Raw genomic sequence first — 16,869 nt, 5'->3', positions numbered from 1 at the left:
ACGACAAGGCCCCCTCGCCCCCCGAGGCCTACACCACGCATCTGGCGGGATCCCCGGTTCCGGGCCGGCGCGGGGCGGCGTGCAGGCGGCCCACCCGCCTCGCCGCGCACTGGAACGACCGCGCCGCCGCCTGGATGGAACAGGCCGACGGACAGGCCGACGGACGGGCCGCCCGCGGTCGGCTGCGCCGGGCCGAACGCCTCCTGCGGCGCGCGATCAGGGTCACCGCGTCCGAACGGGCCGGCCGGCATTTCGCCCTCAACCTCAGCCTGCTGCTCCAGCAGCGACACGAACTGTCCCTGTCCGACGACCCGTCGGAGGCAGCCGAGGCGGTGACCGCCGCCCGCCACGCCCTCGCCGGGCTCTCGGCGGAGGAGGAGTGGTGGTGCGACGCTCTGCGCACCCTCGCGGACGCTCTCCTGTTGGTACACGCGACGGGCACGGACCCGGGCTCCGGCACCGAGGTCGACGAGGCCGTGCAGTGCCTGGTGCGGGCCGTCGCCGATGTCCCGCGCGGGTCCGGCGAGCTGCCCGCTCTGATCGTCCGGCTCGGCAACGCGCTGGAGACGTCGGCGGTTTCGGGGGCAGCCGATGTCGGCGTCCTCGAACGGTCCTTCGGCGTGGCCCGGGACGCGGTGGCGGAGGTCCGCGACGAAGGGCAGCCGATGGCACGGTGGGCGCTGGCCGAAGCGTTGTGCTCGGTCGCCCTGGCCGCCGGTTGGAAGGCCGCCCTGGACGAGGGCATCGGCATATACCGCGACCTCAGGCGTGAACTTTCCCCGAGCAGCGAGTTGTTGCATTCCCTCGGTACCGCCCTGCTGCTGTGCGGCGAGGCCGACCCCGCGGCAGTCGCCGAAGGGCTGAGCGTGCTGCGTGCGGCGGTGACCTTCACCGCCTCGGGGAGCCCGGAACGGCGCACGGTGGAGCAGGACTTGGGGGCGGCCCTGCACACTTCGTACCAGCGCACCGCGGACCCCGCGTTCCTCGACGAGGCGATCGCACTGCTCGGCGCCACGGTCGACGGCACGCCCGACGGGGAGTCCGGACTCGCCCTGCGCAGAATGCGCCTGGCCATAGCGCTGGATGCCCGGGCCACCCGCACCGGCGACGCGGACGACGCACGCGAGGCCTCGGAACTGCTGTCCCGGGCGCTGGCCGATCCCGTCACCGACGAGGACGACGAGGAACGCGCCGACATACTGCTCGCCCTGGCGAACACCCTGCTGACGCTGGCCGAACTCACCGGCGAACCGGGCCTGGTCGCGAAGGCCGTCGGCCATCTGCGGACCGCCGCGCGGACGGCCACCGGCAGGCTCCTGCGGGGCCAGGTCCACTCCAGCCTGAGCAGCGCGCTGCGGACGTCCTTCGAGCACGGCGGTCCACCGGCCGACCTGGACGACGCGGTGGCCGCCGGACGCACGGCGGTGCGGCTGGCCGGTGACAGTGCCACGGACCTGCCCGACTGCCTCACCAACCTCGCCAACGCCCTGGCGGACAAGTACGACCAGGTCGGAACCGAGGCACCCGAACTGCTCGACGAGGCCATCGTCCACGCCCGGGCCGCCGTGGCCGGGTCGACGCCGGAGCGTCCCGGCCACGGCGGCTCCCTCTCCTGCCTGGGTCTGTGTCTCACCACGGAGTACGAGACGGTCAAGGACCTCACGGTGCTGACGGAGGCGGTTCGGCACCACCGCGAGGCATTGCGGGTCACCCCCTCCGACGACGTCCGGCGCCCGGGGTACCTGTCGAACGCCGCCACCGCGCTGGGCCTGCTGCACGAACACACATCCGACGCCGACGTGCTGACCGAGGCCGTCGAGACCGCGCAGGAGGCCGTGGACACCGCCGCCGGCCATGACCCCGACCGGCATCTCTACCTCCAGGTTCTCGCCCGGGTCCTGCGCGAGCGGCACTTCGCCGCGCGCCGCGGCCGCGAACCGTATTCCGGCGCACATCTGAGGCAGGCTCTGGAAGCCGGACGCCGTGCCGTTCGGGTCCTGCCACCCGGCGCGGCGGCGGGCGCCGCCTGCCGGGGGAATCTCGCCGCCGACCTCCTGCTGAGCCACCAGGAAGGCCTGAGCGAGGGCGACGGCGACCTGGCGGAAGCGCTCGCCCTGCTGGCCGGCGAAGCGGCCGCCCTGCCGCCCGGCACCCCGGAACGCGCGCTGTCGCTCTACAACCTCGGTCTGGCCCGGGTGGCACGGTACGAGCGCACCCACGACGGCACCGAACTGTCCATGGCCCTCTCCGCGTTCACGGAGGCGGAGCGCACCACGGCGGCGTCGCCCATGCTGCGCGCCGAGGCCGCCCTGGAACACGGACGGGCCGCCGCCGGGGCTCAGCTGTGGCCGACCGCCGTCGAGGGCTTCGAACGGGCGCTCGCCCTGCTGCCGCTTCTGCCGTTCGCCCGGTTGGACCGCGGTGACCAGGAGTACGTCCTCACCGTCTTCGCCGGTCTGGGCCGCGACGCGGCCGCCTGTCTGCTCTCCTGCCCCGGCGCGGATCCGCTGCGCGCCGTGGAACTGGCCGAACAGGGGCGTGGAGTGCTGCTCGACGCGATGTTCTACCCGGAGAGCGAAGTGGCGGCGCTGCACCGGATCGCCCCGGAGCAGGCCGAGCGGTTCGAGCGGCTGAGGGAGCGGCTCGACGCACGGCGCTCCCGCCAGTGGTCCCGTCGATCCGGCAGCGCGGTCCGCCACCTGGAGCCGACCGCCGGAGGAGAGTCCGCCGACGGCCGGAAGGCCCTGGCGTCCGAACTGGACGACGTGGTGGGGCAGATCCGCGCGCTGGACGGCATGGCGCACTTCGCGCGGCCCACCTCTGTCGGAGAGCTCCTCGAAGGTTCCGCCGTCGCACAGGGGCCGGTCGTGCTGGTCAACGTCAGCCCCTACCGGTCCGACGCCCTCGTGCTGACCGCCGACGGCGTGCGGGTCGTCTCCCTGCCCGGGCTGACCCCGGACCGGCTGGACCGAGCCGTCACCCTGCATCTGCGCACGCTCCGCGCGATGCGCGCCGCGGGCGGCCGCGCCCCCGCGGGCCGCCTCGAAATCTCCGAACGGCTTGCCGAGGTCTGCGCCTGGCTCTGGCACACTGTGGCGGGCCCGGTGCTGGACGCGCTGGGACTGGCGTCGCGCGAGCACGACCGCCCCAGGCTGTGGTGGTGCCCCACCGGACCGCTGGCCCTCCTGCCGCTGCACGCCGCCCAGCATTACGACGCCCGTCTGAGCCGGGACGACGGCGTGCCGGACCGGGTGGTCTCGTCGTACACCCCCACCCTGCGAGCGCTGGCGGCCGCCCGGCGACCGCGCCCGACGACGACCCGCCTCCGGGACGCCGCCGGTGACTGCGCCGGCGAAGGCGACCGCGACCTCCTGGTCGCCTCGGTGCCGCGCGTCCCGGGGCTGCGCCCGCTGGCCTTCGACGAGGAGGAGATCGCGGCGGTCTCCGACGCCTGCCCGAGGACCCCGGAGGTCCTTCGAGGCGACGGGGCCACCCAGGAGGCGGTCACCGTGCGGCAGGTGCGGCACCGCTGCTGGCACTTCATCGGGCACAGCAGGCAGGACCTGCTCAACCCCGGGCTGGCGGCGATCCGGCTCGCCGACGGCGAACTGACCGCGCTCGACCTGACGAGCCTGCGGCTGTACGGCGCAGAGCTGGCCTACCTGTCGTCGTGCGAGAGCGCCACGACGGGCACCGGTGTGCCGGACGAGCCGCTCCATCTCGCGCTGAGCTGCCAGATCGCCGGCTACCGGCACACCGTCGGCACGATGTGGTCGGTGCTGGACCACTCCGCCGCGGCGATGGCGGGCCGGTTCTACGCCCACCTCACGGTGGACGGCCGCCTGGCACCCGAGACGGCGGCCGACGCCCTGCACAAGGCCGTCATGCACCTGCGGCGCACCTCGCCGATCCAGGTCTGGGCGGCCTATCTGCACGCCGGCGCATGACGCCGAGCGCCCGAGCGATCCCCTCCCCCTGGAGGACCACACGCCGAGCAGGAGTGATCACGGGTCCGCCTGCGCAGACAGTGAATGTGGCCGGTTCTCTGCTCCTCTCGCTCATGGGAATGATCGGAACCCTGATCGGCAGCGGCCTGACGGGTTTCCTCGCGCTGCGGTCCGAGCGCGCCAAACAACAGGCCCTGGAACAACAGGAGGAACGCCAGTCACGGCAGCGGGAGAGACTCCAGGAAATCGATCTCCGCCTGGAGCACCATCGCTGGCGTCGCGAGCACCGCAAGGCGATCTACGAGGAGTTCGCCGAGAAGTCGCAGACGGCCTGGATCGCGGCGCTCGACTATCACCGGTGCTGTCTGCCCGGTGCCGCGGAGGCCGCGCAGCGGGAGGCGAGCCGACTGCAGGGCAGAATGGCGTACCGGGAAGCCCTGATGACGTCCTACGCGGTCGAGTTGCAGGGACCCAACGAGGTGGCCGAACGGGTGGGCGACTGCATATCCAGTCTGCGGAACCTGCTGACCTGCGCGGAGGAGCAGGAGGCGAGGGCCGTGGCGGGGCCGCTGAGCCAGGACGACGTCGTGGAGGTGCGGCGGCAGATCACGGTGCACCTCGACGGCGTGCAGTACCGGCTGACGCTCTTCACCCGCGCCGGACGGGACGCTCTGGACCGGCCCACGCCGCCCGTCTGACCCGGTGGTGACCCCGGCGGCCGACGGAGGTCACAGGGCCGACCCGCCGGACGCGTCGATGCACTGTCCTGTCACCCAGCGGGAGTCCGAGGAGGCGAGGAAGGCCACGATGTCTGCGACGTCCGCGGGTTGCCCCATCCTGCCGAACACGGAGAGCGCGGCATGCCGGGCCTCGGCCTCGGGCGTTGCCCAGCGCTTTCGGTTCAAATCCGTCTTGACGAAGCCCGGTGCCACAGAGTTCACCGTGATCTGTCTGGCGCCCAGTTCCTTGGCGAGCGTGTGGGTAAGAGCCTCCAGGGCCGCCTTGGCCATGGAGTAGGCGAGGGAGGACGGAAGGGCAACACGGGTGGCCGCCGAGCTGATGTTGACGATACGGCCGCCCTCGCGCAGTCGCGGAAGTCCTTCCTGCACGAGAAACAGCGGTGCCCTGGCGTGGACGGCCATGAGCCGGTCGAAGTCCTCCGGGGTCACCTCGCAGACACCGCCTCCGATGTTGAAGCCGGCGTTGTTGACCAGGATGTCCAGCGCGGTCGGCTCGCCCAGTGCGCGCAGGCCGGCATCGAACCGCTCGTACACCGCTCGGATGCCGTCGGGCGCGTCGAGCGGACCATGCACGGGAAAAGCCCGCCCGCCGACATCGGTGATCAGTGCGACGGTCTCGCGGGCCGAGGACTCGTCACTGCCGTAGTGCACGGCGACGAGCGCACCGTCCGCCGCGAGACGCCGGGCGATCGCCCGGCCGATCCCCCGCCCCGCGCCAGTGACCAGCGCCGTCTTGCCATTCAGCGTCCCCATCGGGCCCCCATGCCATGAGCGCGTCACGCATCCCGGGCGAGGATAACCGAGGGGCTTCCCAAGATCGTGTCCTACGTGGTGAGGCGGCCGCCGGCTTCAGCATGCGGCGGGGTACGAGGAGGCACGGCATCGCACTCCGGCCCGCGGCATCCAGGTCAGGCCAGAAGCGGAATGCATGATTCCGTGACATCCGTCACAACCGATCCGGGACATAGGCGTGCTGGATAGTAGAGGCCACTCTGACGACATATGGGATTTGTCCGGCTTGCGACGCGCATGTGTCACGCCTGGATTCACAGCTCCTCCCCCGCGAGCCGCCTTCATCCGTCCTGCGTGCACGTAGGGATTCTGACGGGGCGACAGAGTTCCGCAGAGGTCCCGGAGCCCGGACCAGTGCGCTCCGCTCTCATGACAAGGGCCGCCGGAGCCTACGAAGCGAGCTAGTACTGAGGCCCTTTGCGTTCCGTGTGAAGGCGTCCTAAGAATGACGACCCGCAGGACGCCGCCGCAGCTCAGGAGCGGGTTACGTATGGGTAGACATCGCAAGAACACGCATTACCGGCGGATAGTCATCGCCGCCGTCGCCGTGGGCACCGTGGGCATACCGTCCGCCGCCATGGCCTGTACCAACTGGCCCGACAGCGGCGGACACCGGTCCAACAGCGCCGAGAACAGCGCAACGAAGGACTCGTGGAACAAGAAGGACTGGTGGACCGACGCGAGCTGGGGCCGCCCCTGGAACGCCACCCAGGCCGGCGAGCCCTCGCGGACGACATCGGCGGCGCCGAGCGCCACGGAGACTCCGAGCGCCTCCGCGAAGAGGACTCCTCACGCCCCTGCGAGGGCGTGGAGAACCACCGCGCCGAGGCCGAAGGCCACACCGCCTTCGCACACCGCGCGGACCACCGCTCCCAAGCCCAGCACCTCCGCGTCACCCAGCACCCGGAAACCCACCACCACCGCTTCCGCGGCCCCCAAGCCGTCGAGCACCCCGAAGGCCACCGCCACGGCGTCCGGAGCCGTCGCTCGCATCGTGGAACTCGTCAATGCCGAGCGCAGCAAGGTCGGCTGTTCGGCCCTGACCCTGAACGCCACCCTGTCCAAGGTCGCACAGGCACACAGCGAGGACATGGCGCTTCACCAGAACATGTCGCACTCCGGGTCCGACGGCTCCTCCCCCGGAGACCGGATCACCAGCGCCGGGTACACCTGGAGCGCCTACGGCGAGAACGTGGCCTACGGTTACGCCTCCCCCGAGCAGGTCATGGCAGCCTGGATGGCCAGCCCCGGCCACAAGGCCAACATCCTCAACTGCACCTTCAAGGAGATCGGCGTCGGTCTCGCACAGCCCAACGACTACTGGACCCAGGACTTCGCCACCACCCGATGAGCGGATGCCGCCTGCCGTCGCCGTCCTTCGCCACCGAGCCGCCTCCGACAAGCCGTCCAACCCCGTGGGGAGAAAAGCTCGCATTCGTAATGGTCAGAGCCATGTGCGCCGTGTACCCCCAGCAGACGAAGAATCTGCTGAGCACCTCTAGGGTGTGTGCCGGTCTCTGCCGATTCGGGGCTCGGTCGAGCGTGCGCGCTTCTCTCAGGTCGCCGGGTGGTCCTGTCACGGCGCGACAAGACCGGGACGCCCGGCTGCTCGGCAAGCTCAGGATCGGCGACGACGCAGCGGGCTCCCAGGACGGCCCATACCGTGAAGCGGCGATGCGCGGTGGCCGGCGACGTGCCGGACGTCGGCGGCAGCTGCCGCCAGGCACAGCCGCTGGTCAGCGCGAACACCACTGCCGTGAACACGGCCCGCTCGTCACACGGAGCGGTCCCACCGCCTCGCGGACGAGCAGCGGACGACGGCAGCAACGGGGCGGCCGGCTTCCAGAGTTCACCAGGAACCAGACGCTTCGACAGACCAGCACCCGCGACCGGCATCATGCCGCTCGAACATCAAGTCACGTGGGACAACCTCTAAGCCTCGATCGGTGCGGCCGATCTGGCGGCCTGCTCGATCTTCGCGCAGTAGGCTGCACGGGCTTCCTCGTCGATCTGCTGCTCGTGTTCGGGGCGCATGCCGGTCCGGCCGTCGAGGCCCTCGCGCAGGATGTCGGCGTGCCCGGCATGCCGGTTGGTCTCGCCGAGGACGTGGACCAGGATGGCGAACAGGTTCGTGTTGGGACAAGGCTCCGGCCACCACGGCACGTGGCCGGGGGCATCGAGGGGTAGCTCGTTGATCGTCGCGTCCGAGTGTTCCCACGTGCGCCGGTAGAACCCGATGATCTGATCGCGGGTCTCGTCCTCGGTCGCCCACAGATCGCTGCCGTCGTGGTCCTGCCACCGGGGCAGCGGTTCCGGGGACGGGCGGTCGAAGACCTCGCCGAAGTACCTGGCCTCGACGCTGGCCACGTGTTTGACCAGGCCGAGGAGGTTGGTCCCGGTCACCGTCAGAGGTCGGCGGACGTCGTATTCGGACAAGCCGTCGAGTTTCCAGAGCAGCGCCTTGCGGTCCCGCCGCAGTCTCCCGTGCAGGTCGCCTTTCGCGTATTCATCGATCATGCAGCATCAGCCTGCCATGGGCTCCTCGTGTCCTCAAGATCCCGTACGTGGTCCGCAACGACCGGCAGAGCCGAGGCCTGGCCATGGACGCCGTCCTGACCTGCTACAAGAAGCTCGCGAAACCTGCCAGGTGAGACAACCTCCAACTGATCGTTTCAGAACGCCTTCCGGAGTCGGCGGAGGCAGATGATTCCGCAGGCCGGCTCCAGCAGCCCTTGGTGGAGATCGGCACGGCGCTCGTGGCGGATCCGTAGCCGTTCGAACTGATGGAGCCAGGCAAGGCTTGTCCCGCGCGCCCACAACAAGCTGTCGCGGCCCTCACCGGTGTGGATACGGACTGCAGCCCGAAAGTGGTCAGCGTTTCGGTGGCGAGCCGACTGTGGGATCACTCGTAGCGGGGCCGGCCGGCCGAGCGGCAATCGGCGGAGTATCGGTCCGGGTCCGCCACCGTAGGCCGTCCATCAGTTGCCATCGCGTCCGCAACGACGGACGGCCCGGCTTGGCGCCCTGAGGCAACAGCAGCTCCAGCCGGGCCCACTGGCCAATCGTCAGATCACCACGCCCCGCCACGCGTGATCACCCGCGACCGATATCCACTTCCGGAACAGGCGCCCTGTCAGAGCCATCCGCCGGCGATGAACTGGACCGGGTCTTCTCCGGGGTTCTCGCGGATGCCGTACACGGCCTGGGCTGTCGCCCACAGGACCGTGCGGCCCAGCCGGTCGGGGTAGCGTTCGACCATCGCGTTGAAGTAGTCGACGGCGGTCTTCTGGGTGCCGAACAGCTCTTCGGCGACGTCGAGGTACTCGCGGGTCTCGGCGATGGTGCGGGCGGCTGCGTCGTCGAGGTCGGAGTTCTGGTGACCGGCGACGATGGCGCGGGCGCCCAGTGACGCGACCCGGTCGATCGCTTGCCGCCACGCGTCGAGGCCCGCGAGCGAGGTCTCGCTGAGGTAGAGGTGGGCGCCGTTGTAGATGACGTCGCCGGCGACGACCAGTCCGAGTTCGGGGACGTGCAGGACGCTGGAGGCGTCGGTGTACCCGGCCTCGACGATGACGAGGTCCTTGCCCTCCAGGGTGAACCGGTTGTCCGGCACCGTCACCGCGGTCACCGGGGACTCCGGAATGCCGGGGTAGACCTTGTCCCAGACGAACGGCCGCGCCGCGACGTTGGCGTGCATCTGGCCGATCGTTCCCTCGGTCGCCACGACACGTGCGCCGAACCGCTCCGCCAGCACGTTGGTGTTGAACCAGTGGTCGCCGTGGCCGTGGGTGATGAAGATGTCCGTCAGGTTCCGGTTCTTGCCGGCGACCCAGTCGCCCAGCGCACGCGCCTGGTCGGTCGTGAAGCCGGGGTCGACGAGCACGGCGTTCTCTGCGCCGTAGATCAGGGTGCTGGCCAGCGGCGGGAACAGCCTCGCCTCTCCGTTCGGAAGCGCACCGTTGTCCTGCTGCGGCGGGTCGTTGATGAACACGTCGTAGGCGAGTTCGGTCGAGCTCATGATCAAGATCCCCTCGGATTTCGACGTTCCTGGGATCGGAACACCTCGCGTTCACTGCTCTTCAGACACTCAGATATAGCGATCGCTTTACCTGGAGTCGAAATTACACCGCTTCACGATGGATGTAAAGCGATCGCTATACTTGCGGATGTGGCGGCTTGGGTGGCGGACGCCTGCTGCAGGCGAGGGATGCGCGGCGACCTGACTGCGTTTCAGCTGCCGGTCTCGCGCAGCGCAGAGCTCGGCGCACCGTCTAGGCGTCCAGGAAGTCATGCGCGTCCGCCCCGAATTGTTTTGCGTGCTGAAAGAGGAAGCCATGAGCGGAGTCCGGGTACAGCTTCACGAACGCGTCGGGGATCAGGCTGGCCGTGAGGTGCGAGTACCAGGGCAGGATCATCCGGTCGTCGTCACCGTTCGCGATGAGGACGGGCTGCTGGATCGCGGCGAGCCGCTGGAGCATCGCGAAGTTCGGTGTCCCCCACTTCACGACAGCGTCGTACTGTGCGTTGCGGGTCTGCCAGGTGGTTTCCTCGTCGCGGCCGGCGGTCCGGGTGGAGATCCGTCCGAGGAACTGTCCGCCGGCGGCCCTGCTTTCGGGCGACTTGGTGAAGAACGCGTGGAGCATGCCCTCGGCGTCGGTCGTCGGTTCGCCGATCGCGCCGATGATGTCCGGCGCCCAGCCGTGCATTCCTGGTGCGCCCTGCGGGGCGGTCGAAGCCAGGATCAACTTTCCCGTCAGCGACGGCCTGGTGAGTGCGATCTCCTGGGCGATGAAACTGCCGATGGAGAAACCGAGCACATCGATGCTGTCGAGCCCGAGTGCCTCGACGAAGACGATCGCGTCGTCGGCCATCTGCGCGACGGTGTGGGGAGTGGCCCCGGTGGTGGCGCCGACGCCCACGTTGTCGAAAGCGATGACGTCGCGTGCAGCGGCCAGCACGTCGATCAGATCAGGATCCCAGTTCTCCAGGTTTCCTCGGAAGTGCTGCAGCAGAACCAGTGGGCGTCGGCCACTCGGTCCCAAGCGCCGGTATGCGTAACTGATTCCGTTCGTTCCCTGGACCGTCGAGGTCTGGACCTCCAAGTACTTCACGCCGTCCTCCATCGTCCGTCCGATCTGCGCGATGAGTGGCAGGGCAGGAGGCGTCGACGGCAGCCCTTCGGGCTGCGTACGCTGCCCGTTGCGGCGCAGTGGCCTATCTCGGTCGTCCGAAGTGCGCCGAGGGCACGCCTCGTTCGGTCCGGAAGCAGGATGGAGCAGCAGCCGGGCGCTCGTCCCTCACCCATACAGGTGAGGGAGTCAGGTCCGACCACGTCCCGGTAGAACACCTCGTACAGGTCCCGGCTGACGTATCCGATGTGCGGGGTCACCACGGCGTTGGGCAGGGAGCGCAGCGGGTGTCCGGCCGTCCCAGCCCCAGGACTCCGAGTGTGGCCTGGTGCAGGCTCGTTCCCAGGCCCAAAACGGCGTCCGCTCGCGCATCGCGACAACGACGTCGTAGTCGGGCAGCGCCGCGATGACTTCCGCCTCGTCACTGAACGGCCGGCTATGGAAGTCCACTTGAGCGTGCAGGGAATCCCGGTCCGCCAGTCTCGGGGCGACGTTCTGGTGGTCGTCGAGTACCGCGGCCTTCATGTTGGCTCGCCGGCTTTCGTGAGGGGCATGCTGCATGGCTGCCGGGCGGCCTCACCTCCCGAGGCGCGGGTAGTCGGTGTAGCCGGCGGCGTCCGAGCCGTAGAAGAGGTCCTGCTTCGGTTCGTTGAGGGGCGCGTGGCCGGCGAACCGGGCGGGCAGGTCCGGGTTGGCGATGAACGCCTGTCCGTAGGCGACCAGGTCCGCCAGGTCGTCGGCAAGAATCGTGTTGCCCCGGCGCTGGTCGAATCCGACGTTCGCGATGACGGTGCCCTGGTAGACCTTGCGGAAGTGCCGGAAGATCTCGTCGCCGGCCAGGTCCTCCAGCGGTCCCCCGGTGGGGTCGCTCATCATCCCCATGAGCAGCAGGTGCGACAGGTCGTAGTCGTTGAGTCGTCCGAGAACGTACTCGCTGTCGGCCAAGGTCTCGCTTCCGGAGACGAACGCCCCTGTCTCGGCCCAGGCCGGACCGGCCTTCACGCCGACCCGGCGCAGGTCGAGGTGCTCGCCGACGGCTTCGATGATGTCGAAGAGGAAGCGGGCGCGGTTCTGGATCGAGCCGCCGTAGCGGTCCGTGCGCACATTGGTGCGGGGGTTCAGGAACTGGCTGATCAGGTAGTTGAAGCCGGCCTGGAGCTGCACACCGTCGAATCCGGCGCGCACGGCGTTTCGGGCGGCCGTCGCGAAGTCGGCGACCGTCTGGCGGATGTCGTGCTCCGACATCGCCAGGGGTTCCACGGTGGGCTTGCGGCCCGTCGATGTCGGCGCCAGCAGTCCGGGGTTGACGGCCGAGGGCGCGAGAGGCGGCCGGCCGTCGAAGAAGTCGGGGTGGGAGGCGGATCCGGTGTGCCAGAGCTGGGCGAAGATGACGCCTCCCGCACGGTGGACCGCGTCGGTCACCTGCTGCCAGTGAGTGACCTGCTCGTCGGTGAACAGCCCTGGAACGTCGTGCCAGCCGATCGCGTCGCGGCTGATCCATACGCCCTCGGAGATGATCAGACCGGCCGATGCGCGCTGGGCGTAGTACTGGGCGTGCAGGTCGCCGGGCAGCAGGCCGTGGTTGCGTGCGCGGGTGCGCGTCAATGGCGCCATGACCATGCGGTTCGCCAGTGGGAGGTCCCGCATCCGGTACGGCTGGAGCAGGGGCTGCGTCGAACTCGTCATGTGAGTCTCCTGGTCAAGGGCGAAGCCCGGCAGGCCCCGGGAAGGGTGCCGGGTCGCATTCCGGGGCGGCGGCAGCCGCCCTGACACACAGACCCACTAATGCACAGATCTGCGCCTTATGGCGATCCTAGCAAGGATCCCCCTTAACGCAAACATCTGCGCATCAAGCGCCAAGGGCAGGTGCGGCAGAGGCGCCGGGGCCCGGCCTCAGAGGTCGTCCACGTAGGCGTTCGTGTCGATCTCGGACAGGGTCCAGGGCAGGAAGATCACGCGGTAGATGATCGGGGCCACCACCCGGTCGATGACATCGTCGCCGCTGAACGCGCCGCCGGACCGGGCAGCGAAGGCGGCCGCCTCCGCCCGCCTGTCACGCAGGCAGTCCGACTCGCTCTCCCCGGCCGCAGCGGCCCCGCCCCGGAGGATGGCGGCGTTCACCGGGACGCTGTAGTGGCTTATCAACTCCCGCGCCCACGCGGCCAGGTCGGCCCGCACGTCACCGGTGTCAGGGAGGTCGCGGTCGGGGTCCAGCCGATAGGTCGCCAGATCGTTGATCATGGTCCGGGCGTCACCCCACCGCCGGTAGACGCTGGAGTGATTCACCCCGGCGCGCTCCGCGACCATCGGGATGGTGATGGCGTCACTGCCCCGTTCGGCGACCAAGTCCTCGACAGCCTTCCGGATGGACGCGAGCACGGCGGCGCTACGGCCGCCGGTGCGGCGCCGCGGGGTCGATTCTGCAGTCATGTACCCCACAGTAACGCACAGGGCTTTGCAATAACCCCTCCCGAGGTCTACGCTGCCGATAACGCACAGATCCTGGCCTTAGGGGGCTTCGAGGTGTTCCGCGTCATCGAATCAGCACACGACCACAGCCCGGTCCCTGTGATCAACGCGCCTGCCCGGGCCCGGAGGACGCTTGCTCCTTCCACCGCGTTCGCCGGATCGGGTGCCGTGTTCGCGGCGCTCTACGTGGCAGCGGGCGCGCCGACGCCGCTGCTGGTCGTCTTCGAGCAGCAGTGGCACTTCCCGGCCTGGGTGCTGACGGTCGCCTTCGCGTCCTACGCGCTGGGCCTGCTGGCGGCCCTCCTGGTCGCCGGTTCCCTGTCGGACCACGTCGGACGCCGGCCCGTCCTGATCGGATCCCTCTCGGTGGAGGTCGGGGCGATGCTCATGTTCGCCTTCGCCTCCGACATCGGCTGGGTGATCGCGGCCCGCACCATTCAGGGCATCGCCACCGGTGCGGCCACCAGCGCCTTCTCCGCCTCGGTCGTGGAACACGCCCCGGAGCACCGCAAGAGACTGGGGACGATCATCACCAGCATCGCTCCGGCCGGCGGGCTGGGCCTGGGCGCCCTGCTGACCGGCGCAGCGGTCCAGTTCAGCACCCACGCGAGCGCCCTCGTGTTCACGGCTCTGGCAGTGATCATGGCCGTCGGTACGGGTTTCGCCGCGTTCTCGGCCGAGACGGTCTCCCCCCGTCCCGGCGCGATGCGCTCCCTGATACCGCGCGTTTCCCTCCCCAGAGCGGCACGCCGTGAATTCATGGCGAGCATCCCCGTTCACATGGCCGCCTGGATGCTGGCCGGACTGTTCATGGGGCTCGTCCCCACCATCCTGCGTGACCTGCTGGGCCTGCACAGCGGTCTCCTGAACGGCGCCACGGTCTTCGTCCAGCCCGCGGCGGCCGCCGTGGCCGGCCTCGCCCTCGGCCGTCTTGCACCACGCCGCACCATCTTCGTCGGCAGTGCGGGCGTCCTGCTGGGCACCACGGTCAACATGACCGGGGTGGCCACTGCGACACTCCCGCTGCTGTGGCTGGGGGGCCTCATCGGCGGTGTGGGCGTCGGCGCCTCCTTCTCCGGAGCCCTGCGCACCATCACCCCCCTCGCACAACCCCACCAGAGGGCCGGGCTCTTCGCGGCCGTCTACCTGGTCGCCTACCTGAGCTTCGGAGTGCCGGCGATCATCGCGGGCCTCCTGATCGCCCCGCTCGGACTGCTGCACACCGTCCTCGGCTACGGCGCCGCCATCGTCGCCGCCGCCGCGCTCGGACTGCTCGCGCAGTACCGCATGCACATCCGTCACCCATGACGCATGGCTCGCCGACGAGCACGAGCGACCGTACGACCCCTACCCGGACAGCAACCTGACAGTGAGAGGCACACCATGACACAGGAAAGCCAGCGTCCCGCCGACGCCTCCGGAGTCTTCCGGATCGGTGGTGACCTGCCCGTCAACCGGCTCGGATACGGAGCGATGCAGCTGACCGGACCAGGCGTCTGGGGGCCGCCGAAGGATCCCGAGGAAGCCGTGCGCGTACTGCGCCGAGCCGTCGAGCTGGGCGTGAACCTCATCGACACCGCGGACTCCTACGGCCCGTTCGTCAGCGAGCAGCTCATCCACAAGGCACTTCATCCCTACCCGGCGGATCTGGTGATCGCCACCAAGGGCGGACTGTCCCGCTCGGGCCCGAACGACTGGCGGGCCCTCGGCCGCCCGGAATACCTGCGCCAGCAGACCGAACTGAGCCTGCGCCACCTGGGCGTGGAGCGCATCGACCTCTACCAGCTGCACCGTATCGACCCCAAGGTGCCGCTGGCCGACCAGGTCGGCGAGCTGCGTCTGCTCCAGCAGGAGGGCAAGATCCGCCATATCGGGCTGTCCGAGGTGACGGTGGACCAGATCCAGGAAGCGCGCACGATCGCGGACATCGTCTCCGTGCAGAACCTGTACAACCTCGCCAACCGCAGCGCAGAGGACGTACTGGACTACGCCGAACGGGAGAACCTGGCCTTCATCCCGTGGTATCCGATGGCCACCGGTCAGCTGGCGCGCGAAGGCGGCCCGCTGGACACGCTGGCGAGGACATACGGCGCGAGCCCTTCCCAGCTCGCTCGCCCTGGCCTGGCTGCTGCGCCGCTCCTCCGTCATGCTGCCCATCCCCGGCACCTCCCGCGTGTCCCACGTCGAGGAGAACACCGAGGCCGCCCGGATCACCCTCGGTGACGCCGAATACCAGGCGCTCGGCCGAGCCGCGCGTGAGTCGTGACCGACGGCGCGGCCACGCGGCGGGGCAACGCCGACGCGATACCGGCCAACCGGATCGGACCCGCTCACCCATTCACGTGAGGGAAACACCGCCGGCGGGTGGCTAGGACTTGATGCCATGACCTCCGCGGCACGCATAACGCATTTATCCCAGTGAGGAACAAACAATGGCCTCCGCACCTCGCACCACACCGCAGCAGTCCCTGGGCCGCTTCGGAATCTTCAGCCACGAACTGCGCTCCGAAGACCCGGCCCTTCAAGAGCAACGGCGACGCGCGGCAGCCGAACTGGAAGAACTCGGCTTCGGCACGATCTGGCTCGGGGGCAACAGCAGCGTGCACCACGCCGCCGCGCTCGCCGGGTCCACTGAACGCATCGCCCTGGCCACCGGCATCCTCAACATCTGGTACGAGGACGCCAACGCTGTGGCCCGGCAGCGAGCCGAGCTGGAGGAAGCCCACCCCGGCCGGTTCCTCCTGGGCCTGGGCGCAAGCCACGCCCAGCTGGCCCAGAACTACCAGCGGCCCTACTCCACGATGGTCGGCTACCTCGACGCCCTCGACAACGCTGCCACCCCCGTCCCGGCCGACCGCCGGATCCTGGCGGCGCTCGGACCGAAGATGCTGCGGCTCGCCCGCGACCGGGCCGCCGGCGCCCACCCCGCCCTGGTCACCCCCGAATACATCAAGCAGGCCCGGGAGGTCCTGGGCGACGGACCGCTCCTGGCTCCCGTGGTCACCGTGGCCCTGGAAAGCGACCCCGTCCGGGCACGTGCCATCGCACGTGACCACCTCGACCTGTACCTCAGGCTGCCCAACTACACCGCGAACTTCGAACGCCTCGGCTTCGCCGACGGGGACCTCACCGGCGGCGGCAGCGACCGCCTGCTCGACGCCCTGGTGGCCTGGGGGACCGACGACGCGATCAGCGACCGCCTGACCGAGTTCCACACCGCCGGCGCCGACCACCTGGCCCTGCAGCTCCTCACCGTCGAGGGAGGCGAGACGCCGCCGCTCGCCCAGTGGCGCCGCCTCGCCGGCGTCAGCGCGAAGAGTGCGCAGCCGCACCGGTGACGACGCCCGAGGTACTCATGACGATCATCCTCTGGAGCACGACATGTCCACACCCGAGCAGAACAGAGAACTGGTTCTGACGGCCTTCGACACACTCTTCGGCAAGCGCGACTACGCGGCCGCGGAGGAGTTCTGGTCCGAGGACTACCTTCAGCACAGCCGGCACATCCCGCCGGGGCGGGAGGGTCTGTTCGACCTCGTTCGCGCCCTGCCCGCCGCCCTGCGCTACGACAACCAGCTCGCGGTCGCCGAGGGCGACCAGGTGATGCTCTACGGCCGGTTCTCCGGCACCGGCGAGACCGCCTCCGTCGTGGCCGACGTGGTGCGTGTCGAGAACGGCAGGCTGGCCGAACACTGGGACGTCTGGGAGGACGAGGCGACCCGCGCCGACTCCGCAAGCGGCCTCCCGATGTTCGGCGGCCACTTCCCGCACGACCGGGCGAGGTGAGCCGAG

At 69.8% G+C, this 16,869-nt stretch carries 15 protein-coding genes and 1 pseudogene; 7 read left to right on the top strand and 9 right to left on the bottom strand.

Annotation, left to right across the window (positions count from 1 at the left end; all coding sequences use genetic code 11):
* Both ACWGKQ_RS28760 and ACWGKQ_RS28755 read left to right on the top strand, forming a co-directional pair.
* A partial coding sequence (locus ACWGKQ_RS28760; RefSeq protein ID WP_453294879.1) for a CHAT domain-containing protein occupies positions 1 to 3,947 on the top strand: 3,947 nt, incomplete at its 5' end.
* Positions 3,948 to 4,060: 113 nt separating this feature from the next.
* Positions 4,061 to 4,645, top strand: coding sequence for a hypothetical protein (locus tag ACWGKQ_RS28755; protein WP_453294878.1), 585 nt, complete (start codon positions 4,061 to 4,063; stop codon positions 4,643 to 4,645).
* A 30-nt stretch (positions 4,646 to 4,675) separates the two neighbouring features.
* Here ACWGKQ_RS28755 and ACWGKQ_RS28750 read toward each other — a convergent pair whose 3' ends face one another.
* The 3 genes from ACWGKQ_RS28750 to ACWGKQ_RS28740 form a co-directional block, all read right to left on the bottom strand.
* Positions 4,676 to 5,440 (bottom strand): SDR family oxidoreductase, encoded by a 765-nt coding sequence (locus ACWGKQ_RS28750; RefSeq protein WP_453294877.1) that lies wholly within the window; start codon positions 5,438 to 5,440, stop codon positions 4,676 to 4,678.
* A 555-nt stretch (positions 5,441 to 5,995) separates the two neighbouring features.
* Positions 5,996 to 6,235 (bottom strand): hypothetical protein, encoded by a 240-nt coding sequence (locus tag ACWGKQ_RS28745; protein WP_453294876.1) that lies wholly within the window; start codon positions 6,233 to 6,235, stop codon positions 5,996 to 5,998.
* 33 nt (positions 6,236 to 6,268) lie between these two features.
* Positions 6,269 to 6,472, bottom strand: a complete 204-nt coding sequence (locus ACWGKQ_RS28740) for a hypothetical protein (RefSeq protein WP_453294875.1) — start codon at positions 6,470 to 6,472, stop codon at positions 6,269 to 6,271.
* 1 nt (position 6,473) lies between these two features.
* On the opposite strand from ACWGKQ_RS28740, the gene ACWGKQ_RS28735 reads away from it, so the two are divergent.
* On the top strand, positions 6,474 to 6,830 hold the full coding sequence (locus tag ACWGKQ_RS28735; RefSeq protein WP_453294874.1) for a CAP domain-containing protein: 357 nt from the start codon (positions 6,474 to 6,476) through the stop codon (positions 6,828 to 6,830).
* On the opposite strand, the gene ACWGKQ_RS28730 is transcribed toward ACWGKQ_RS28735, so the two are convergent.
* The 6 genes from ACWGKQ_RS28730 to ACWGKQ_RS28705 all read right to left on the bottom strand — a co-directional run bounded on the left by ACWGKQ_RS28730 (position 6,797) and on the right by ACWGKQ_RS28705 (position 13,038).
* Positions 6,797 to 7,375, bottom strand: a complete 579-nt coding sequence (locus tag ACWGKQ_RS28730; RefSeq protein WP_453294915.1) for a transposase — start codon at positions 7,373 to 7,375, stop codon at positions 6,797 to 6,799. The genes ACWGKQ_RS28735 and ACWGKQ_RS28730 overlap by 34 nt on opposite strands.
* 36 nt (positions 7,376 to 7,411) lie before the next feature.
* Positions 7,412 to 7,996 (bottom strand): DinB family protein, encoded by a 585-nt coding sequence (locus ACWGKQ_RS28725; RefSeq protein ID WP_453294873.1) that lies wholly within the window; start codon positions 7,994 to 7,996, stop codon positions 7,412 to 7,414.
* Between the two features lie 616 nt (positions 7,997 to 8,612).
* Positions 8,613 to 9,497: an MBL fold metallo-hydrolase gene (locus tag ACWGKQ_RS28720; RefSeq protein WP_453294872.1), complete on the bottom strand. Its 885-nt coding sequence runs from the start codon at positions 9,495 to 9,497 to the stop codon at positions 8,613 to 8,615.
* A gap of 253 nt (positions 9,498 to 9,750) precedes the next feature.
* Positions 9,751 to 10,602 (bottom strand): alpha/beta fold hydrolase, encoded by an 852-nt coding sequence (locus ACWGKQ_RS28715; protein ID WP_453294871.1) that lies wholly within the window; start codon positions 10,600 to 10,602, stop codon positions 9,751 to 9,753.
* Positions 10,603 to 11,184: 582 nt separating this feature from the next.
* Positions 11,185 to 12,294, bottom strand: a complete 1,110-nt coding sequence (locus ACWGKQ_RS28710) for an alkene reductase (RefSeq protein ID WP_453294870.1) — start codon at positions 12,292 to 12,294, stop codon at positions 11,185 to 11,187.
* 207 nt (positions 12,295 to 12,501) lie between these two features.
* Positions 12,502 to 13,038 carry a TetR/AcrR family transcriptional regulator gene (locus ACWGKQ_RS28705; protein ID WP_453294869.1) on the bottom strand — a complete coding sequence of 179 codons (537 nt, stop codon included), beginning with the start codon at positions 13,036 to 13,038 and terminating at the stop codon, positions 12,502 to 12,504.
* A gap of 207 nt (positions 13,039 to 13,245) precedes the next feature.
* On the opposite strand from ACWGKQ_RS28705, the gene ACWGKQ_RS28700 reads away from it, so the two are divergent.
* From ACWGKQ_RS28700 to ACWGKQ_RS28685, 4 genes and pseudogenes are all read left to right on the top strand, one after another.
* Positions 13,246 to 14,385, top strand: a complete 1,140-nt coding sequence (locus ACWGKQ_RS28700) for an MFS transporter (protein WP_453294868.1) — start codon at positions 13,246 to 13,248, stop codon at positions 14,383 to 14,385.
* Between the two features lie 75 nt (positions 14,386 to 14,460).
* Positions 14,461 to 15,343 (top strand): annotated as a pseudogene (locus ACWGKQ_RS28695) (aldo/keto reductase).
* Positions 15,344 to 15,509: 166 nt separating this feature from the next.
* Positions 15,510 to 16,415, top strand: a complete 906-nt coding sequence (locus ACWGKQ_RS28690; RefSeq protein ID WP_453294867.1) for an LLM class F420-dependent oxidoreductase — start codon at positions 15,510 to 15,512, stop codon at positions 16,413 to 16,415.
* Between the two features lie 43 nt (positions 16,416 to 16,458).
* A complete protein-coding gene (locus tag ACWGKQ_RS28685; RefSeq protein WP_453294866.1) occupies positions 16,459 to 16,863 on the top strand; it encodes a nuclear transport factor 2 family protein in 405 nt (134 codons plus the stop codon).
* The last annotated feature ends 6 nt before the right edge of the window (positions 16,864 to 16,869 follow it).

This window comes from Streptomyces sp. NPDC054770 (assembly GCF_053611985.1).
The sequence above is the reverse complement of the archived record's forward strand: the minus strand, read 5'-3'. Positions and strand labels throughout refer to the sequence as shown.